The sequence below is a fragment of the Desulfobacca acetoxidans DSM 11109 genome, from assembly GCF_000195295.1.
In the GTDB taxonomy this organism is placed as follows: domain Bacteria; phylum Desulfobacterota; class Desulfobaccia; order Desulfobaccales; family Desulfobaccaceae; genus Desulfobacca; species Desulfobacca acetoxidans.
Genome location: NC_015388.1, coordinates 413,139 through 430,192, shown reverse-complemented (window position 1 = coordinate 430,192; position 17,054 = coordinate 413,139). Strand labels below are relative to the sequence as shown.

The following is a 17,054-nucleotide window of genomic DNA, read 5'->3' as shown; positions in this document are numbered from 1 at the left end:
GAGAAATCGAGATTTATCAGACTTCATCCAAAACCTGGTCGCCGGACTCGCCGGTACGCACCCGGACAGCATCCCGGACCGGCATGACAAATATCTTGCCATCCCCGGATTTGCCGGATCGATTTACCTTAATGATCGTGTTCACGGTTTTCTGCACCAGCCGGTCCGGCACGACCACGAAGAAGACCCTCTTGGGGACCAGACGCTGAGTCTGTCCCAGTTGGACCACGGCTTCTTCATAGCCCTTTTCGGCGCCTTCCAGCAGGGTTAAATCAACCAGGCCTTTACCCCGTCCGAGGGCGTCCCGGGCGGTGATGGAAGAGATGCCGGCCTCGGCCAGGGCCTTTTTGGTCTGGTTCATCATATTGATGCGTACTATGGCCATGATCTCTTTCATGGCTGTACCTCTTCGATTTCCCCGGAAGCGGATTCCTTGATGCCCGAGCTGATGGTGTATACCTCTTCTACCGGAGAGACGAAGATTTTGCCGTCGCCGTAGGCGCCTTTGTCGCCGGTGCGGGCGGCCTTGAGGACGGTCTTGATGACAAAATCCTTGTCCTGATCCTTTACCACTGTCAACAGCAGTTCCTTGGGGATTTCGTCATAAGTGACCTCTCCGATCTTCAGTCCCCGCTGCTTACCCCGACCCACTACTGACATTTTGGTTACCGCAGGGAACCCGGCTTCCATTAAGGCGGCCAGGACGGCATCCACTTTTTCGGGCCGTACGACTGATCTAATCATAATCATTATACTTTCTCCAAATTGTGTCGGTCTTTGCCAAAATAAAGGGCTACATTGCCCTTCGCCCTAATCCTCTTCCCAAGAGTGAGAGGGAATGGTAAGAGTATCATGACAGCATGTTTTCCCAGGACATTTTCCTTTTGATCAACCGGCCAGCCCGTATTCGATAAGCAAGCTTTCCAATTCGTCAGTACTCATGGGTTTGGGGATGACGTGCATGGTATTAGCCTCAATTTTTTTGGCCAAAGTCCGGTATTCATCAGCCTGAGGATGGCCGGAATCATAATCGATGACAGTTTTCCGATGAATTTCGGCCCGCTGCACGATGTTGTCCCGAGGAATGAAGTGAATCATTTGGGTGCCTAGTTTGACAGCCAAAGCCTGGATCATTTCTTCTTCGTTTTCCACCTTCCGACTGTTGCAGATCAGGCCTCCCAAACGTACCCCGCCGGCCTCGGCGAACTTGACAATACCTTTGCAGATGTTGTTAGCCGCGTACATGGCCATCATCTCACCCGAGACGACGATGTAAATCTCCTTGGCCTTGCCTTCGCGGATGGGCATAGCGAAACCACCGCAGACCACATCGCCCAAGACGTCGTAGAAGGCGTAATCCAACTTTTCACTATCGGCATAAGCGCCCAACTGCTCCAAGAGATTAATAGAAGTAATGATCCCGCGGCCGGCGCAACCCACACCGGGTTCCGGCCCGCCCGATTCGACACAAATGATTCCAGAGAAACCAAGACGGCGGATATCCTCCAGATCAACGTCTTCGCCCTCCTCTCTGAGGGTGTCCAGAACACTTCTCTGGGCTAGTCCCCCCAAAAGGAGGCGGGTGGAGTCGGCCTTGGGATCACAACCCACAACCATGACTTTGCGGCCCATTTCGGCCAACCCGGCAACTGTATTCTGAGTGGTGGTGGACTTGCCGATGCCGCCCTTGCCGTAAATGGCGATCTTACGCATGCTGGTCTCCTTCCGAAAAGCTTTGTCATACTTTTTCTGCAAAACGGGGGCCAACCTCATTATAAAATTAAATAGAATGATATATTAATGGGTTATAGATGTTCCAGGTTGCGGTCGGGAATTATGTAGTATACATATATGTCATTATATAATACATAAATGTTGTATTGTATGATATCCGACGCCAGGATAGGATGATTCAGGGAGTAGCAGAGGGCAAGGATGACGGGGGTAAAAGTGAAAGATGTTCAGAAGGGTTTATGAACTAAGTTGATTCAAGACAGAAGGTGGGAGGCGCCGCCCTTTTCCGCCCTCCGGTTTTTGGTTTGGTCTCAGGAAAAATCATCTTCTCCGAAGTTTTTTACGGTAACTTAAGCACCAGAGCCATCAGGGACATGAGTCATTTCCGTCTATTCGTTGTTCAAACAAAATGCCAGGGGGACCGCAACGGTCAACTTCTGGCGCTTCAGGTCGACGGGGATGGGGGGGAACCGTCCGACCCGGCGGACGGTGTTCCGGGCGGCTTCGTCCAAGAGGTCATGACCCGAGGAGCGGCTCACCTGTGATGCATCGACCTGGCCGCCAGAGGCGATAGTAAACATTACCACTACCATCCCCTGGATATTGCGGCGGCGGGCCATCAGGGGATATTCTTTTTGTTTCTCCAGGAGCCGCCGGATTTCCCGCAGATAGCCCTGGAGGGCGGAACCGGGTCCGGAACCGGGTCCGGAGCCTCGTCCACGGCCAGGTCCAACTCCGCCGCCGGCCCCGGTTCCTCGGCCTCCCTGGCCAGATACCGAGCTGCCAACGGCGGCGCCGGAACTGCCAGCCTGGCAGGCGGCGACGGTGGCAGGCGATGATTTGCCCCTGGTTATGGCAGGAGGCGATGCCGGGGTAGGGATCACCGGCGCCATGGTGGGTTCCGGTGGCGGTGGAGCCAGTCTGGTTTTGAGCACCGTTTTAGGCTTGACCTGAGGCCTGGCCGGGGGACATACCGGTGAGGGCTTCGGAGGAACCGCCTCGGGCCGGGTGGCGGCCGCCGGCCGGCCGCCGCCGCCCCCCTTGGGCCCCGGCACCAGGGCAATGGCTTCCACCGGCACCACCACGCACTTTTTGGCAGGGTGGCTCATAAAAGACGTCAGCATCCCGGCAACGAGCAGGCCGTGCACCAATAGAGAGCCTAGAATTGCCCAGGTCCAGTTATCCTTGGTTTTCCAGGTGCTTATCCATTCCTGATAATGACATTCCATAATCTACTTCTGCTCCACCTCGATGCCGATGCGTTCCACCTTCAGACCGCGTAGACGGTCGATCACCTCTATGAGCCGACCATGGCGGTTGTCGGTATCTGCGGCGATAATGGCCTGAGGTTCTTTCCCCTGTTTTTGGGCCGTAAAGACCTTCTCAAAGTCGCCATCCTGCGCCAGCTTGACTCCATTGATGGCAATACTGCCCTCCCGGTCGATGCTGATAATAATGGGAACGCCCTCCAGCCTGTCGGCCTGGGTGGCCTTGGGCAGAGCGATGGCAAAGGTGCGGGGCATCATCACCGTGGCCGTCAGGAGAAAGATGATGAGGATGACCAGAACAATATCCACAAAGGGGGTCATATTTATTTCGGTGAGGGGGCCGCGCATATCGGCTTTCATACCAATCTCCCGGCTTTTCGGAAGGACTTGAAATATTCCGTATCCGGAATGGAAATCCCGGCGGTTCCGGCTTCTTCGTCCAGGCGGGCCAGGAGAAGCTGCTCCAGAATCCGGGAGCGCTCCTGCACCACTTGGAGGCGGCGATGAAAGAAGTTGTATAACACCACCGCCGGGATGGCCACCAGGAGACCTACGGCGGTGGCGACCAGGGCCTCGGCGATGCCCGCCATAACCGCCGGGCCGCCGCCGCCTTCGGCCAGGGCTAAGTCTTTGAAGGCGTGGATGATCCCTAAGACAGTGCCGAACAGACCGATGAAGGGTGCATTGGCTCCCAAGGTTCCCAGAAAACCTAGTCTCTTCCCTAGATAAAGTTCCACCCGCAGCCGCTCCCCTTCCATGATATGTTGGACTTTCTCCTTGCTCCGGGAAATTTCCCGGAGGGCGGCTAACAGCATCCGGGCTTCCAGACCGGATTCCTGCTCACACCGGGAAATGATTTGTGGCCAGTCTCCTTGCTGCAGGAATGGTTCAATCTCGGCCACAAACCGGTCCAGGTTGAAGCGGTAACGATAAAAGGTCAAAGCCTTGTCGATGGCGATCGCCAACGAAACGACACTTAACCCTAACAGCAGCCATAGCACGCCGGTGCTGCCGCCGACCGTCAGGTTAAGCATGCTTTTCGTTAAATCCATCTTGATCTCCTAACAATGAAAATGCCGCGAAGTCATGATCTTTCTGGAGCCACCCGAACATTATTGGTTATCTTCTTCTCAGGTCGCCCTTCTTTCTCCAGCCTGCCCTGATGAGCAACAGGAAGACTATGAAACCCGCAATGAACAGATAGGGGATGGGGGTAGCTGAAAACCCGCCTCGGTTCACCTCTTCCACTTCGAGTCCCTCAACTTTTTGACTCTTGGCGTCAGGAGAGGCTTGAGAAGGCTTCGCCTGGGAATCTGCCGGCGGAGTCTTATCATCCGGAGACTTTTGAGCACCCTTAGCCTGGGAATCTGCGGACGGACTGGTAACATTCGGAGAAGCCTGCGAGTTCAAGGCCTTTGAAGGCTGCTGGATATTTTTTACCGCATCCAGGGCCTGCTTAAATTCTTTTGCCTTGGTTTCCATCCCGGGCACGGACATCAGCACTGCGGAGGTGAAGTCGGACAGCATAGGATTATTGCAGGTGTGTTCGCAACAGGCCATGCCCACTTCTTTGGCGCTCTCGGCATACTCCTTGGACAGGGTATCAATGACCTTCTGATCCGGCTGCCAGTATCCCTTCCGCACCGTCTCCAGCATCCGGGCCACCAGGGATTGATAGGCCCACATATTCTGGGCGTCCTTGAACATCTTTTTGATATCCAGGCCGTTTTTATCCAGGACATAGGTCTCATACATCTCATTCCATTTGGCCGCGTCCACCGCCTCGGGCACCGTCACCTGCCAGCCCCAGAGATTCTCGATGACCTTATCGACGAACCGGGCCCCGGCATAGCCCTCTTTCATCATCGCCTTGATCCATTTGGGATTGAGGTATCGTGACCGCATCTCCGTGCCCATCACTTTTTCCAGGGTCTCCTGTTTGGGACTCACCGGATTGGACATGTTGGTGACATAGGTCTCCGGGGTCTTGCCATCAAGGGCTCGAATAGTCATGGCCATGCCGCCGAGCTCTCCGTAGAAATCATCGCTGTCCAGGGTGCAAATCAGGTTGCTGGACCGGCTGTGCACCGCCATCTTGGTACCGGACAGGGCGGATTTAAACAGGGTCAGGCTGATATCCTCGGCCTTCCGGGTATTCTTATCCAGGTTCTCAATTTTGTCCCCCCAAAACCCTTGCCCATATACATGGCTCATCTGTCTAAGATAGATGTCCGCCAGTTGTTCGTCCTTGTCCCAGGAGTTGGATTGGACAATGGCCTTATCCAGATTGGTCCCGTAAGCGCCGGGAGGGGTGGTGAAGAGCCTCACTGCGGCCAGCCTTTCTGCCAGCTCCAGGGCAACGCCTTTCTCCAGGAGCATCTGCCGGGTGCGCCTGATATTGTCCCGGAGCAGGTTGTCAGCTTCATCTTGCTGTTTGGCCAAAGTCACTGCTTGATCAAGCAGGTCCATGAGATTGGGGAAAACGTCCCGGTAAAGCCCGGACGGCGCCATGGTGACATCGATCCGGGGCCGGCCCAGCTCCTTTCTGGGTATGGCTTCCACCCCGACAACCCGGCCCCGCTCATCCCACTTGGGCTTAATCCCCAGGAGATACATAATCTGGGACTCCATCACCCCTTCATGCCGGATGGTTTCCGTAGCCCAGAGGACAAAGGAGAGTTTGTCCGGGTATTGTCCGTGTCTGGCCTGGTAGCCATCGATCAACTCCCGAGCTAGTTTGGCCCCCATCTCATATATCTTTGGCGAAGGAAGCCGGGTGGGGTCAAAAGAATAAAAATTTTTCCCCGTGGGCAACGAATCGGGATTTCTGATCGGGTCGTTCCCCTGGGCGGCCGGGATGTATTGGCCCGAGAGGGCCGCGGTAAAGGCATCCATCTCACTGGGGCCGGAGCGGTTTATCCGGTCCTCCAAGTCTGCCAGCTTCTTTTTTCTTTCCTCTTCGGTTAACCCTTTCTCAATGGAAAGAATCGCCTCCGCTGTACTTTTGCGATATCTCTCCTCCGGTGATTTTCCTAAGGTATGCAACCCCATGGGGGTCTGTTTTTCCGCAATATCTTTAAGGTAATGTTCCACCTCTTCTATCTCGTCCTCGGTCTTGATCTCCGTCAGCTTGAGGTCGGTGAGCAACCCCATCTTTTTGGCCAGTTCGTTAATCTCTTTGAGCTTGGTACCAGCCAAGGGGGGGCTCTTTTCCTTGGCAACCCCGTAATCGCTGAAAAGGCTGGCAAGTTCCTTCAGCTCTTTATTCAACCCGGCTTTATCAAAAGGCGGGGTCATATAGTCGATGATTACCGCCATGCCCCGGCGCTTGGCCTGGAGTCCTTCCCCCACATTATCGACGATGTAGGGATAGATATTGGGCAGGTCCTGGATCAAAAGCTCCGGCGGGTCTTCTCGGGTGAACCCTACTTCTTTTCCCGGCAGCCACTCATGGGTGCCGTGTGTGCCGATGTGGGCTACGGCATCGGCCTGAAAGCCGTGTTTCAGCCAGAGATAAAAGGCGACATATTGATGATGAGGAGGGATAGTGACGTCATGAAAAACTTTTTTAATATCCTGTTCCCAGCCACGGGCCGGTTGGGGGGTGAACAGGAGGTTGCCGTATCGCACCGCAGGTATGACCAGATATTGCTTACCGTCCGTATCCTTCCAAATCATAATGTTGCTCTGCTCCACCGGACCCCAGCTTTTTATCATGGAATTTTGCAGGCTTTCGGGCAACTGGGCGAACCATTTTTTATAAATCGCCAAGGGAATCAGCACCGGTCCCCGGCTACTACCCTCCTGGGGTTTTCCGGGAAAGACCGTTTTCCCCCCCGCCTTCACCAGTTTATCGATCTCTGCCGGGGCCCAGTTGCTGATATTCCGGCCATAATCTTGGATTTCCTGAAAAAGTTCCTCCTTGCGAAGCTCTTTCTCCTGCTTTCCTGAACCCGGCCCCCCGAGATCATAGCCTTCCGACTTAAGCCGGAGGAGTATTTCCCATAGACTCTCGGGCAGCACATTGAGGTAGGAGGCCCCGATGTTCTGTTTACCCGGCGGATAGTTGTAATAGACCAGGGCAATCTTCTTATCCTTATTGGGTTTATCCTGAAGATTAACCCAGGCCTTCACTCGGGCGGTAAGCCGTTCTATCCGATCCGGTATCGGTTCTTCCTCGATATACTCGAACCCCGTAGCTTTATCTATCCTTCTCTCCTTGGAGGCGATAATCGTCGGCTGAATCATCCCAACTATCTCCGGAGTGGCTATCTGGAAGGATCTGGAAAAAATATCCAGGCCCGCGGGAGACTTTTCCCACTCCTTCCTTGATTGGCCCAGAAGTGATATGGCATTGACCACGGGGACATTGAGCCGGCTCAAAAGCGGGATCGTGGCTTCAGGCTTTACCCCCCAGCCGTGCTTTATCCCGAGGGCAATAACCAGCCGCACCCGGCTGCGGTCGTTACCCTGACCTCCTTCCTTTCCGGAGTCAGGGCCGTTAACGGAATCGATCTCCCGGCAGAAGAATTTTTCTACGGCCTCTGCCAGCGACCCGTAAACCGGCAAGACATTGAAACCCGCGCCTTCCAGGTTGCGGATGACGGCGTCAAGGTGCTTGTTCTCTCCTGAGCCAATGTTATATTTAGAAAAATGTACCCCTATCCAGGGATTGCCGGCTCGATACGCGGTATAAGCCTTTTTATATTCCTCAAAGTCCCTGAAAATCTTCCTGGTTTTGGAGTCATAGATGCCCAGGTGGGGATATTCTATCGGCGGATTAAAGGAAACATTAAATGAGCAGTCCTTCTTGAGGGCATAAAGAATCATGTTCTTCATATTTTCCAGGCCGCCTTCGCTAAAGTAATTCAGCATTTGCTTATCGACCTTGATGCCCATCTCCTCGTGTTCGTCATAATAAGAACCGCTTACACAATAGACCTTGGCCCCCTTTTTAATCGCCATTTCCAGCTCGGGTTTTACTGCCTTGACCAGGTCGGCACCTTTGAGCATGATGAATATTAATTTCGACTCGCTCACAGGGGTCAGGTCGTTTTTCCGGGTGCCGGTCCGGAGGCTGGGATAGATATGAAATTCCACCTGTTGCTTTAAATTGGGATAGTCTAGATAGATGGCCTTCACCGCTTCAATGCTGGTCTTGGTCGGCGCATCGGTAAGCAGCAGGGTGACTTTTTGCTTAGCGGCATAAGCCGGTCCCGAGGAACAGAACAGCCAACCCAGCATACATCCCAGAAAAAAGATTACTTTGGTGTGTAGCCCAGGATTTCTGCCCTCTACAGCCTTTTCATTCCGGCACATACACCACTCTCCCGTCTTTGAGCTGATAGGCCGTTCCCAGACGGACGCCTTCGCCGCTCAACTTCTTATCCGTCACCTTTTTAACCTTGATTTCCTTGCCGCTTTTGGTGATGATCTCCATCTGGCCGTCGGCGTTCTTTTTGGTGATGGTCATTTCTGACTTGGGATTCATCATATCCAGCATGTTATACGCCATGAACAGGGCGATCATCATGCTGACGATAAAGGCCACGCTGGCGTCAAAGAGGTTGGCCACGCCGGAAATGGGGTCTTCCAGGGGTTCGTCGTATCTGTCAAACCGTCGCTGTCTTTTTAAGAGGCTCATTATCCCCCTCCCCCTTGTCCTCCGTCCTCGGGCCTTTTCCCTTCCTGAGGCGCATTTCCGTCAGATATTCCATCTCGCGCATGTCTGCCCGAACCCATTTTTCCCGCACCAGGGACATCAGATAGGCGGCCACGCCGCAGGCCAGACCCACCACCGTGGCGGTAAAAGCGGTAACCATGCTCCCCGCCATTTTCGGCATATCTCCCTGGGCCAGGGCCGCCAGGGAGATGCCCATGGGGATCAAAGTTCCCATCAAGCCCACGGCCGGGCCCACCCGGATGGCAAACCTGATCTTATCCAGGCCTTTAATCAGCTCCAGTTCAGCCTCCTGGAGCCGCTTCTCCAGCTCCAGATCAAGATTCGCTGACCGGGTTATCAATTGGGGATCAAGCATTCTGCGATACTGCTGCAAGCTCCTCGACCCGCCCTGCCTGCGGTCCAGATATTCCCGCAAGAAGCTGCCGAAGGAAATCACGATCCAGAAGGTAAGGAGGATAAGACCCACTACCACCGGATAAAACAAGGCCGAAGATATGACATAGAGAAATGTTTCCAGACCAGCCATGATGTTCATCAACCAACCTCACTTCTATTATAAGTAAAGAAACTAACCAATATTGCCCCCAATAGGAGCAGAAATACCCCGAGGTGGTCGCTCAGAGCAATATTACCACCTTCGGTAGCAAAAGATTGGTAGATATTCTTGGCCCCCTCAATATGGGCTGGAAGAAATAGTGAAGTCAGGAAATAAAGACCGATCACTATCATGCTGAAGCCGAGACTAATCCCTTTATTTAAGAAGGTTGAATTCAGAGTAAAAAGCCTTACAAAAAAATAGGTCAGGAGCGAGAGAATGGTAAATACTGCTCCCAACCCAAATCCCACCAGCCAAGGGGGTAGTTTAATAACATTTAAGGCTGCCCAGGTGGAAAAGGTGATAGCCGTGAGGCAGACGGGGCAGGGGACGAGAAGAAACCATACCGAGTGCTGCGTAACTTGGGGTGAATATTCGCCTTTGGCGCCGTGGTGGATGGATTGACCATCGAGCGCCGAATTCTGACCCGTTAAATGGCGTATGACATAGATACCCCAGGCAATCATCCCCAAGGCCATGGCGGCATGGAGATAGGGTCCTTTTCTCACCACCGGCTCCAGGATTTTGATTAAGCTGCCGGAAAGAAGCGCGGCCAGGATAAAAATCCCCATATACAATAACAGGGTCAAAACTATTGCCTTCCATCTTATCCTGCCCAAAGCCAGGCCAAAGCCTACCTTCACCACAAAAATGCTCAGGCTGAAGAGCATCCCGCCCATCCACAAAATGATGTTTAAATCCATCTCTTGATCCTTCGCTCTGTCGAATTTTAGGGTTTGCCGACCCCCAGTAGTTTCGAAGATTGTTCCGGATGAAAGCCATTTTTTAACCTCACTTTCGCCTGAAGTGTCATCCTGAGCGCAGCGAAGCATCTCATATTCTCGAGTCGTTGAGATACCTTACTGCCGTTAGAATGCTAGAAAAGGAAGTTTATAAATGAATTCCAGCAGTTGTCCGAAGTCTTCCTTAATATTTCAAGGTTACCTGGGTCCAAAACGTCTGCCCAGGGGTGCGATAATAGGAATAGTATTCCCGGTTGAGCATATTATTCACGGAAAAGGAGACGTCCATATACTTCACCGGGGAGAAGATCACCTTGGAGTCCAGGGTGAAGTAGGGATCGTAAGAGCCGTAGACATTATTAACGACGTCGCTGTTGTTGTCCGTAGCATAAAGTTTGCTAACATAGCGACCCGAAAGATTGGCCTGGAACTTCCAGTAATTCGCTGTGACCCCAAAATTGAACATCTGCCGGGGTGTCATGGTGATCTTCTTGCCCACCGAGGCCTGATTATACGGGTTCTCATTGATCCGGGCGTCCACCAGGGTGGTATTGCCGAACACCTCCAGCCAGGAGCAGATTTTTTGGTTAATCTCCAGTTCCACCCCTCTGATAGTGGCTTTGGCGGCATTCTCGATGATCTGGGTCCTGCCGGTTGGGTCGGTGGGGTCGGTAACCCGGTAAATCAGGTCATCCACATAATTCTCGAAATAGGTGCTAGTAAAGACCGTACCCTCAAACGGTTTCAAGGTGGTGCCGATCTCCCAGGAGAGAGTGGTCTCGGGCTTGAGATCAGGATTGTTCTTGTACACATAGGTGGCGGATTGGTGGGCGCCGTATAATTCATAGATGTTGGGGGCCCGGAAGGAGGTGCCCACCGAGGCCCGCCAGGCCATCCACTGCCAGGGGCGATATAGAACCGCAAACTTGGGGCTGACTGCCACCTTGCTCCGGCTACCCAGGTCGATCACGGGAGTGCCGGCTGCTGCCATGTATCTCCCGCCATAGGTTTCCCACCAATCCAGACGCAGCCCCGCGACAGTATTGATCTTGGGATGCCAGGCGATTTCGTCCTGGAGGAATATACCGGTATTCCGGTCCCGCCCCCCCGACATTTTGGTCAAAATGCCCTCCATGTCCGGTTTCCGCCAATTGTCCAGGTTGTTTGTCTCACTGCTGGCGCTTCCGGTGTTGTACGAAATGCCGCCCACTAACTGATGTTTGTTGCCGATGGCCTGATCCACCTGCAACTCTGCCACCCAGTTCTGGCTGGGAAAGCTGACCTTGCTCCCCGGGCCGCCATAATAGGTAGTTTGGGGGCTAGAAGAATTGGGAGTGACGCCCCAGCTTTCCGGCATGTTTAGCAGACCGGCATGAAATTTGAGTTTGGTGGTCTCGGTGAGGCTGTGTTCGGAAGCAAGATTAAAGACTTGCGTGCGGTTTCGCACATTGCTGCTTAAGAAAGCCCCCTCTTGGAGGTTGCTGAATTTCGTATCTGTGCCGAACAGACCCACCGTACCGGTAACTACTTTGGCGCCGGTGGCCGTATTGGTGAGGTAGGAATTGAACAGGTCATAGCCGGTGTTGGAATAGCTCACCAGAGTGTTGAAGGTTACCTTATGGCCCTCAGCGATATCCCAGCTGGCCTTGCCGTTTAAGTTGTAATCACTCCAGTAATTATCGCCGTTATCCCCGATAATGTTCGTGGGGGAGCCGGTGGTCGTCGTGGTGGGACTCCATCCTAAGACGGTGGGGCTGGCTGCCCCACTGCTGGCCGTCTTTCGCACCAGATTGCTGGCATAACCCGCAGTGTAGCGATAGTTGAAGCCCCCTTGGATGCTCAGCTTATCCCAAAGGCGGTCTCCCGCGCCGAGATAGTAGGTCCAGGAATCATAGGTGCTGTAGCCGCCCTGGGCCAGGAACTCCAGTTTTTTGGGAGTCCTGGTAATGATATTGATGACCCCGCCCATGGCACTGCCGCCGTAAAGGGCGGAGAAGGGACCCCGGATCACTTCAATCCGCTCAATATACTCCACCGGCATGCTGTTCCAGGACACGGAATTGGAGTAACCGCTGGAGATATTCTGGCCATCCAGCAAGATCAGGGTGCGTTTCTGGCTTTCGGCTGGAAAACCCCGGAGATTTACACTCGCAGAGTGGGCATCCGTCCAGCCTTTGCTACGTTTTTGAAAAGTCCCGGGGATCTGAGCCAAGGCCTCGTCCACCGTCTGGATGTTCTGTTTTCTAATATCTTCCTTGGTAATCACCGTGATACTGGCCGGCACGTCATCGGGGTTGCGCGCTGTTTTGGTGGCCGTTACCACAATCTTCTCTACGTCTTCCACTTTATCCTTTTTAGCTGTAGCAGGAGTCGAAGTTTCCACCTCTTGGGTTTCTTCCGGTTCTATGACTTTTATCACTCCCTCGGATTCTTGAGCCTGGGTTTGGGACAGTATTCCCGAGATCAAAAATAGGAATGCCATGACTCCGGTTAACCAGAGCCGATGCCACATTCGCTCTCTCCTTTCATTTCGGCTTGCGTGTCGGCCCTGTTTATGGTACAAAAAAAAGAGCCGATCTTTTCGCATTAAGGATTGGTCGTAAGGAGGAGCGGCGACTCTTGGCGGGGTACCGCTCCTTCTCCTTTTTCTAGTTATTCAGGTTTCTCCTTCGCGCTCTTGGAGCCTTAATATTTTAGGGAAAGAAAAAACATTTACTCCAAGAACTGACCCAAAGATTGCCCCCCTTTTTACTTGATCCCCAGGAAAAGCTTCTATAACTCGGAGACAAAACCATATCCCAAAACAATGAACCTGGGAACAGAAGCCGGAAACTGATAACCGGCATCATTCTCGCGGGTATTTAAAAAGCGTAGACCATGGAAAGCAACGGGGTTATAGCTGCGTCGGCGTTTTTCCCTACCGCGTCGATGTTTAAACCGAGGGCCAGGGAGAATTTTTCGGTAGCCATGTATTCAATTCCCGGCATCACCGAAAGCAAGGCGCCTGGCGGCGTATTGGCTTTGTGCCCGATCAAACGTCCACTGTCCCAATAGCTGGTTAACTCCATGAGGGCTACCCATTTTTCGGTGATGGGATACTCGGCGGCCAGATTGAGGGTGACGAAATCCCGCGGGTTTTGCCGGCCATCGTCGGTGGTGTAATCAGTCCGCATGGTATACCAGAGGTTGCCATACACTATCAAGGGTTTGATATACTTGGACAGGTTCAACCCGGTGGTGAAGGCACAAGTACCCCCCCCAATTTCATCGGTACCGAGAAATCGGGGATTGAGGCGCTTGAAATGGCCGGTAGGGAAATCCATGGCGAATAAGGCGGTCAACGTCGGGCGGGTGTGGGTCTCCTCCAGCAAACAGTATTTAAAGGTCAGGTTGATGTCGCCGATGCCCCCGAAGTCGGCGTCACGTTCCCCACTGGGACCCGGTTCGTTGACGCTGCTGGCCCATTTGTGGGCATAGGGAATCACCACGAAGGCCTCGAGGTTGTTCCACAGACCATAGGTGAACTTCCAATCCATGGCGAAAGACGAAAAATCGCCTCCTGCCGACACCCGGCGCCAGCTCTGGGTTAAGCTGTCAGTTATGAAGCTCAGGCCGAAGGTAGGTTGGACAGCGAATTTGCCTTTCTCGATGGGAACGGCGGTGTCGGTGATGATGGGTCCGAAGGTAGCGGGGCATTCATCTCCTGCTGCCTCTTCCTTGCTCCCTTCCTCTTTGGCTGCTGCTCCCCCTTCTGGCTCAAAGCCTTCTCCACGCCCCCCAGATCTGGTTTCTCCTTCTGCCCTGGCAGATTCCGAAGCTATCCGGACCTCGTCTTCCGTGGCGCCAGCCGGGATGACTCCACCAACGTTCAGCCAACAGGCGCAAATCAAAGAAAACCAGATTAACCAAGTTCTTCCAAACAACATGTCATTTTCTCCTTTTTCTCCTCTTATTTTTTCTCTTGCAGCCCCTGTTTCGCGAGTGCGTCGTAAACGTCCAATTGATGGAGCGAGGACGTTACGGTGTCTGTCGATGACTCGAAATAGGGCGCAAAAAGGTCATAATCCAGGCGCAGCATCAGGTCGCCGCAGTCATGGCAGAGAGCCACATGGTCATCCAGCCCCCCTATGCGGATCTCCTCGACTTGACAACTGACACATTTGTAAAGATACGCGGGCATAGTTCCTCCCTGGTATGACACCGATAAAATCAAAGGATGGCCTATAATCGTTTTCCAACAGAGATCTTCAAGAATACGAGGTCACCCTGTCTTTTTGGCCTTCTCGCCGGTGCGGGAGCGGCAGGGGCAATTCTCGCAATTATTGCAGCAATGGCATATTTTCTCCGGCGGCGATCCTTGCAAAATCCACTTTTCAGGTTCGAGACCCAAAATCAGTTTTTTTTCGCTCACCAGTTGCCGCAGCCCTTCTTCCAGCCGGGTCAAAGTGTCAGCCGTCGAATTTTCCGCCCCCTGCAAATCCACCACAACTACTGGAAAGACCCGCAGCCCGGCCTGGGCTGCACCCAAAATCTGTTCTACCCCGCTCCCTGTCAGTTTGCCCAAAGGAGCCACCCGCAAATGGCTATCCAACGCCTGCAGATATAACCTGAATTCATGTGACATGTTTTACCTCGCCTCTATGACGATATGCTATTTATATCAATCGTTAATTTCAATCCCTCGCCTCAGTCCCTTATTGGAGCAATATCTCGCCCTGTACTTCGCTTTGGAACATTTCTTGTTCCACCATATTCGTCAAGGCCTGCTTTAGAGCTCCCAGACCCGGCTTGGCTAACATGACACACGGCTTATTGAGTCTTTTGCACAGCTTCTTGACGCATAAGCAGGCGTTATGGCTACTCATTCCTACCGGACAGATGACGACATGGGCTTTCTTGACCATACTCATAAGGCAGGAATGACCCTGGCGAAAGTCTCCGTCATGACGGTAAAAAACCCCGCCAAAATCTCCTTCAATGATGCCGCGATAATACGGTGTCAATTTCTCCAGACCGCCCACCAGAAGAATATTTTTCTTACATAATCTGGGGCAATTCTCACCTTGGCCCAGGGGGCAATCATCAGCTAAAGCTGCCGGGCATTTGGCCGGGCAACTGCCAGGTTCCGAAATCTGACAGCGCCGACAAGGGCGGTTTTGTATCTTTTCTCTAAGATTTTCCAGACGTCTTTCCGCCCTATTCCTGAGGGCCTGTTCTTGAGTCAACTGGGTCCGCAGAGCCTTGTTCTCTTTTTGCAGCATACTATGCTCTTTTTTAAGTACAGACAGGGCCTCTGTATTCTCATAACTTTGCAAAGCCTTGGTCATCTGTGCTGACTGACGTCGGAATTGGCGGAGTTCAATTTCTTTCTGACTTAGGTGGCGACGGAGTTCCTCTTTTTCGGCGCGCTGCCGTTCCAGCATAGACCGAGTTTTTTGCAGTTTCTGGATAATTTGGTTATTTTCCCGCCGCAGAGAGTCAAAGGCCTTGAGTTCGGTCCGGACTTCAGCCGCCTGGAGATGGGACATCATGTGGACTTCCCCGAAAACTTCCTCTATAATAGCGTCCGGAACGTCCAGTCGGGTAAGAATGGCCCAAAAAGCCCCGGCTACCTGGCCCTCCTGGACGGCCGCGATCCAGGCAGAAAGCAATGCCTCTCCTTCAAATTCATCTAACCGTTGCATCACCGAACGATATTTTTCGCACAGATATTTCTGGAGATATTTGCCCACGGCGGGCGAATTTTTACCGGTCCTGATTAACCAGGTATGAAGTTGATAGGGAGTGGATTCCCCATCATACTTAAACCTCCGGCCTATCTTGTGCAGTTCTTTGAGAGTCAGACAGGTGCCGATGATCGGACAGAGAAAATCCTCCATTGCCGCCAGGGGCCTTCTGATTCTTTTAAAAACCGTCATGTGTTTTACCTTCTATGTCCTTCGATCCAGGGATGGCGATTTCATCCATTTTATCACCAGCCCTGGGGAAAAAGTTTTTCCTTGGTTTCCGCTCCGGATCTATCTGAAAACGCTAACTTGTACAGGATATTCAGCTATTTTGGGTTGCCCCGCAGGAAAACCTTCGACAACGCTGCCATCAGGTTAGATTAACTATTCCGGGTCCTTGGGCCGGACTATCCTTCTGCCCATGCCAACCAGACCCAGAAGACTCGAACCGAGAAGCCAGCCCGTTCCGGGAATCGGCACCGCACTCACCTCAAACCATGTTTCTCCCTTGAGATTGTCTACAATCTGCGGCCTGAGGATGGTACTGAAATAATTCTTTTTAGGATCCGATCCGCTCGTAGTTTGAAAATATGTCCGGTAATCAAAGAAATCCCAATCCTCGACGTAACCTGCATGATTGATGTCCGGGGAAAATCGGTAGTTGTCATAACTGCTGCTAACCTTGTAGGTGGCACCCATATAGGAGAACTCGTACCAGGCATCCGTTAGGGTCAGAAGGGAGCCAGGGGTTATAGGATCAGCGTAAGAAAAATTGACCCCTTCTACCCAGGGCATACTTTCTACAAACAACTCCTCGGGGCCATCGGTGTTCCAGCCGGTGGTGATGTTTATCTGGGCACTGGGCAGGTCGTTGTTGGAGAGATAAATTCCCAAGGCCTGAAGGGCCCGGAAGGCTGTCATTTTGCAGAGGCAGGCCTTATATCCGGTACCTGATACCTCCCACATGAGACCGCTGTAGTCGGGTGGAACACTAACCAGCGTATACGAGGTGCCATCCACGGTTATCGTACTCTCTGCGCCTACCGTTACCGAAGCCGCACCAGCCAGGCTGAAACTCATGATCAGAAATAAAACGGCGCTTACCAATACCAAAGACTTCTTCATCCAATATCTCCTTTCTGTTCCATGGTAGGGGTTAAGAGTTTTTATGCATCTGTTTTGAGGGACAGGTCTCGGAATTGCATCCCGGACAACGTCCCTGTTTCTGCCAGAAATAGCGGTAAAGCGTGAAGAGGGCCCCCCCGATTATTGCCGCGATCAGAAGAATTTCGAGCCATGCCATGG

17 protein-coding genes are annotated in these 17,054 nt (G+C 52.8%); all 17 read right to left on the bottom strand.

Going from position 1 to position 17,054, the window contains the following annotated elements:
- Positions 1 to 16: 16 nt before the first annotated feature.
- Complete coding sequence (locus DESAC_RS01720) at positions 17 to 397, bottom strand: P-II family nitrogen regulator (protein ID WP_013705356.1); 381 nt, start codon at positions 395 to 397, stop codon at positions 17 to 19.
- Positions 394 to 750, bottom strand: coding sequence for a P-II family nitrogen regulator (locus DESAC_RS01715; RefSeq protein ID WP_013705355.1), 357 nt, complete (start codon positions 748 to 750; stop codon positions 394 to 396). The genes DESAC_RS01720 and DESAC_RS01715 overlap by 4 nt, the downstream gene beginning before the upstream one ends.
- A gap of 138 nt (positions 751 to 888) precedes the next feature.
- Positions 889 to 1,713, bottom strand: a complete 825-nt coding sequence (nifH, locus tag DESAC_RS01710) for a nitrogenase iron protein (protein ID WP_013705354.1) — start codon at positions 1,711 to 1,713, stop codon at positions 889 to 891.
- Between the two features lie 410 nt (positions 1,714 to 2,123).
- Entirely contained in the window at positions 2,124 to 2,963 is an 840-nt protein-coding gene (locus DESAC_RS01705) for an energy transducer TonB (RefSeq protein ID WP_013705353.1), read from the bottom strand.
- Between the two features lie 3 nt (positions 2,964 to 2,966).
- A complete protein-coding gene (locus tag DESAC_RS01700; RefSeq protein WP_013705352.1) occupies positions 2,967 to 3,362 on the bottom strand; it encodes an ExbD/TolR family protein in 396 nt (131 codons plus the stop codon).
- A complete protein-coding gene (locus tag DESAC_RS01695; protein ID WP_013705351.1) occupies positions 3,359 to 4,054 on the bottom strand; it encodes a MotA/TolQ/ExbB proton channel family protein in 696 nt (231 codons plus the stop codon). The genes DESAC_RS01700 and DESAC_RS01695 overlap by 4 nt, the downstream gene beginning before the upstream one ends.
- A gap of 67 nt (positions 4,055 to 4,121) precedes the next feature.
- The gene (locus DESAC_RS01690) at positions 4,122 to 8,321 is read right to left on the bottom strand and encodes a cobaltochelatase subunit CobN (protein WP_013705350.1); all 4,200 of its coding nucleotides are present in this window, start codon (positions 8,319 to 8,321) and stop codon (positions 4,122 to 4,124) included.
- The gene (locus tag DESAC_RS01685) at positions 8,308 to 8,646 is read right to left on the bottom strand and encodes a DUF2149 domain-containing protein (protein WP_013705349.1); all 339 of its coding nucleotides are present in this window, start codon (positions 8,644 to 8,646) and stop codon (positions 8,308 to 8,310) included. Before DESAC_RS01685 ends, DESAC_RS01690 begins: the two co-directional genes overlap by 14 nt.
- Positions 8,615 to 9,220, bottom strand: a complete 606-nt coding sequence (locus tag DESAC_RS01680) for a MotA/TolQ/ExbB proton channel family protein (RefSeq protein ID WP_013705348.1) — start codon at positions 9,218 to 9,220, stop codon at positions 8,615 to 8,617. The genes DESAC_RS01685 and DESAC_RS01680 overlap by 32 nt, the downstream gene beginning before the upstream one ends.
- Positions 9,220 to 9,984: a DUF2162 domain-containing protein gene (locus DESAC_RS01675; protein WP_013705347.1), complete on the bottom strand. Its 765-nt coding sequence runs from the start codon at positions 9,982 to 9,984 to the stop codon at positions 9,220 to 9,222. The genes DESAC_RS01680 and DESAC_RS01675 overlap by 1 nt, the downstream gene beginning before the upstream one ends.
- Before the next feature lie 223 nt (positions 9,985 to 10,207).
- Entirely contained in the window at positions 10,208 to 12,535 is a 2,328-nt protein-coding gene (locus tag DESAC_RS01670) for a TonB-dependent receptor (protein ID WP_013705346.1), read from the bottom strand.
- Positions 12,536 to 12,884: 349 nt separating this feature from the next.
- Positions 12,885 to 13,949, bottom strand: coding sequence for a transporter (locus DESAC_RS01665; RefSeq protein WP_013705345.1), 1,065 nt, complete (start codon positions 13,947 to 13,949; stop codon positions 12,885 to 12,887).
- A gap of 23 nt (positions 13,950 to 13,972) precedes the next feature.
- Positions 13,973 to 14,203 (bottom strand): hypothetical protein, encoded by a 231-nt coding sequence (locus DESAC_RS01660; RefSeq protein ID WP_013705344.1) that lies wholly within the window; start codon positions 14,201 to 14,203, stop codon positions 13,973 to 13,975.
- Between the two features lie 81 nt (positions 14,204 to 14,284).
- Positions 14,285 to 14,647 (bottom strand): hypothetical protein, encoded by a 363-nt coding sequence (locus DESAC_RS01655; protein WP_013705343.1) that lies wholly within the window; start codon positions 14,645 to 14,647, stop codon positions 14,285 to 14,287.
- 70 nt (positions 14,648 to 14,717) lie between these two features.
- Complete coding sequence (locus tag DESAC_RS01650; RefSeq protein ID WP_013705342.1) at positions 14,718 to 15,941, bottom strand: DUF2325 domain-containing protein; 1,224 nt, start codon at positions 15,939 to 15,941, stop codon at positions 14,718 to 14,720.
- 192 nt (positions 15,942 to 16,133) lie between these two features.
- Positions 16,134 to 16,874, bottom strand: a complete 741-nt coding sequence (locus DESAC_RS01645) for a hypothetical protein (RefSeq protein ID WP_013705341.1) — start codon at positions 16,872 to 16,874, stop codon at positions 16,134 to 16,136.
- Positions 16,875 to 16,905: 31 nt separating this feature from the next.
- Positions 16,906 to 17,052, bottom strand: a complete 147-nt coding sequence (locus DESAC_RS15975; RefSeq protein ID WP_013705340.1) for a hypothetical protein — start codon at positions 17,050 to 17,052, stop codon at positions 16,906 to 16,908.
- Positions 17,053 to 17,054 lie beyond the last annotated feature (2 nt).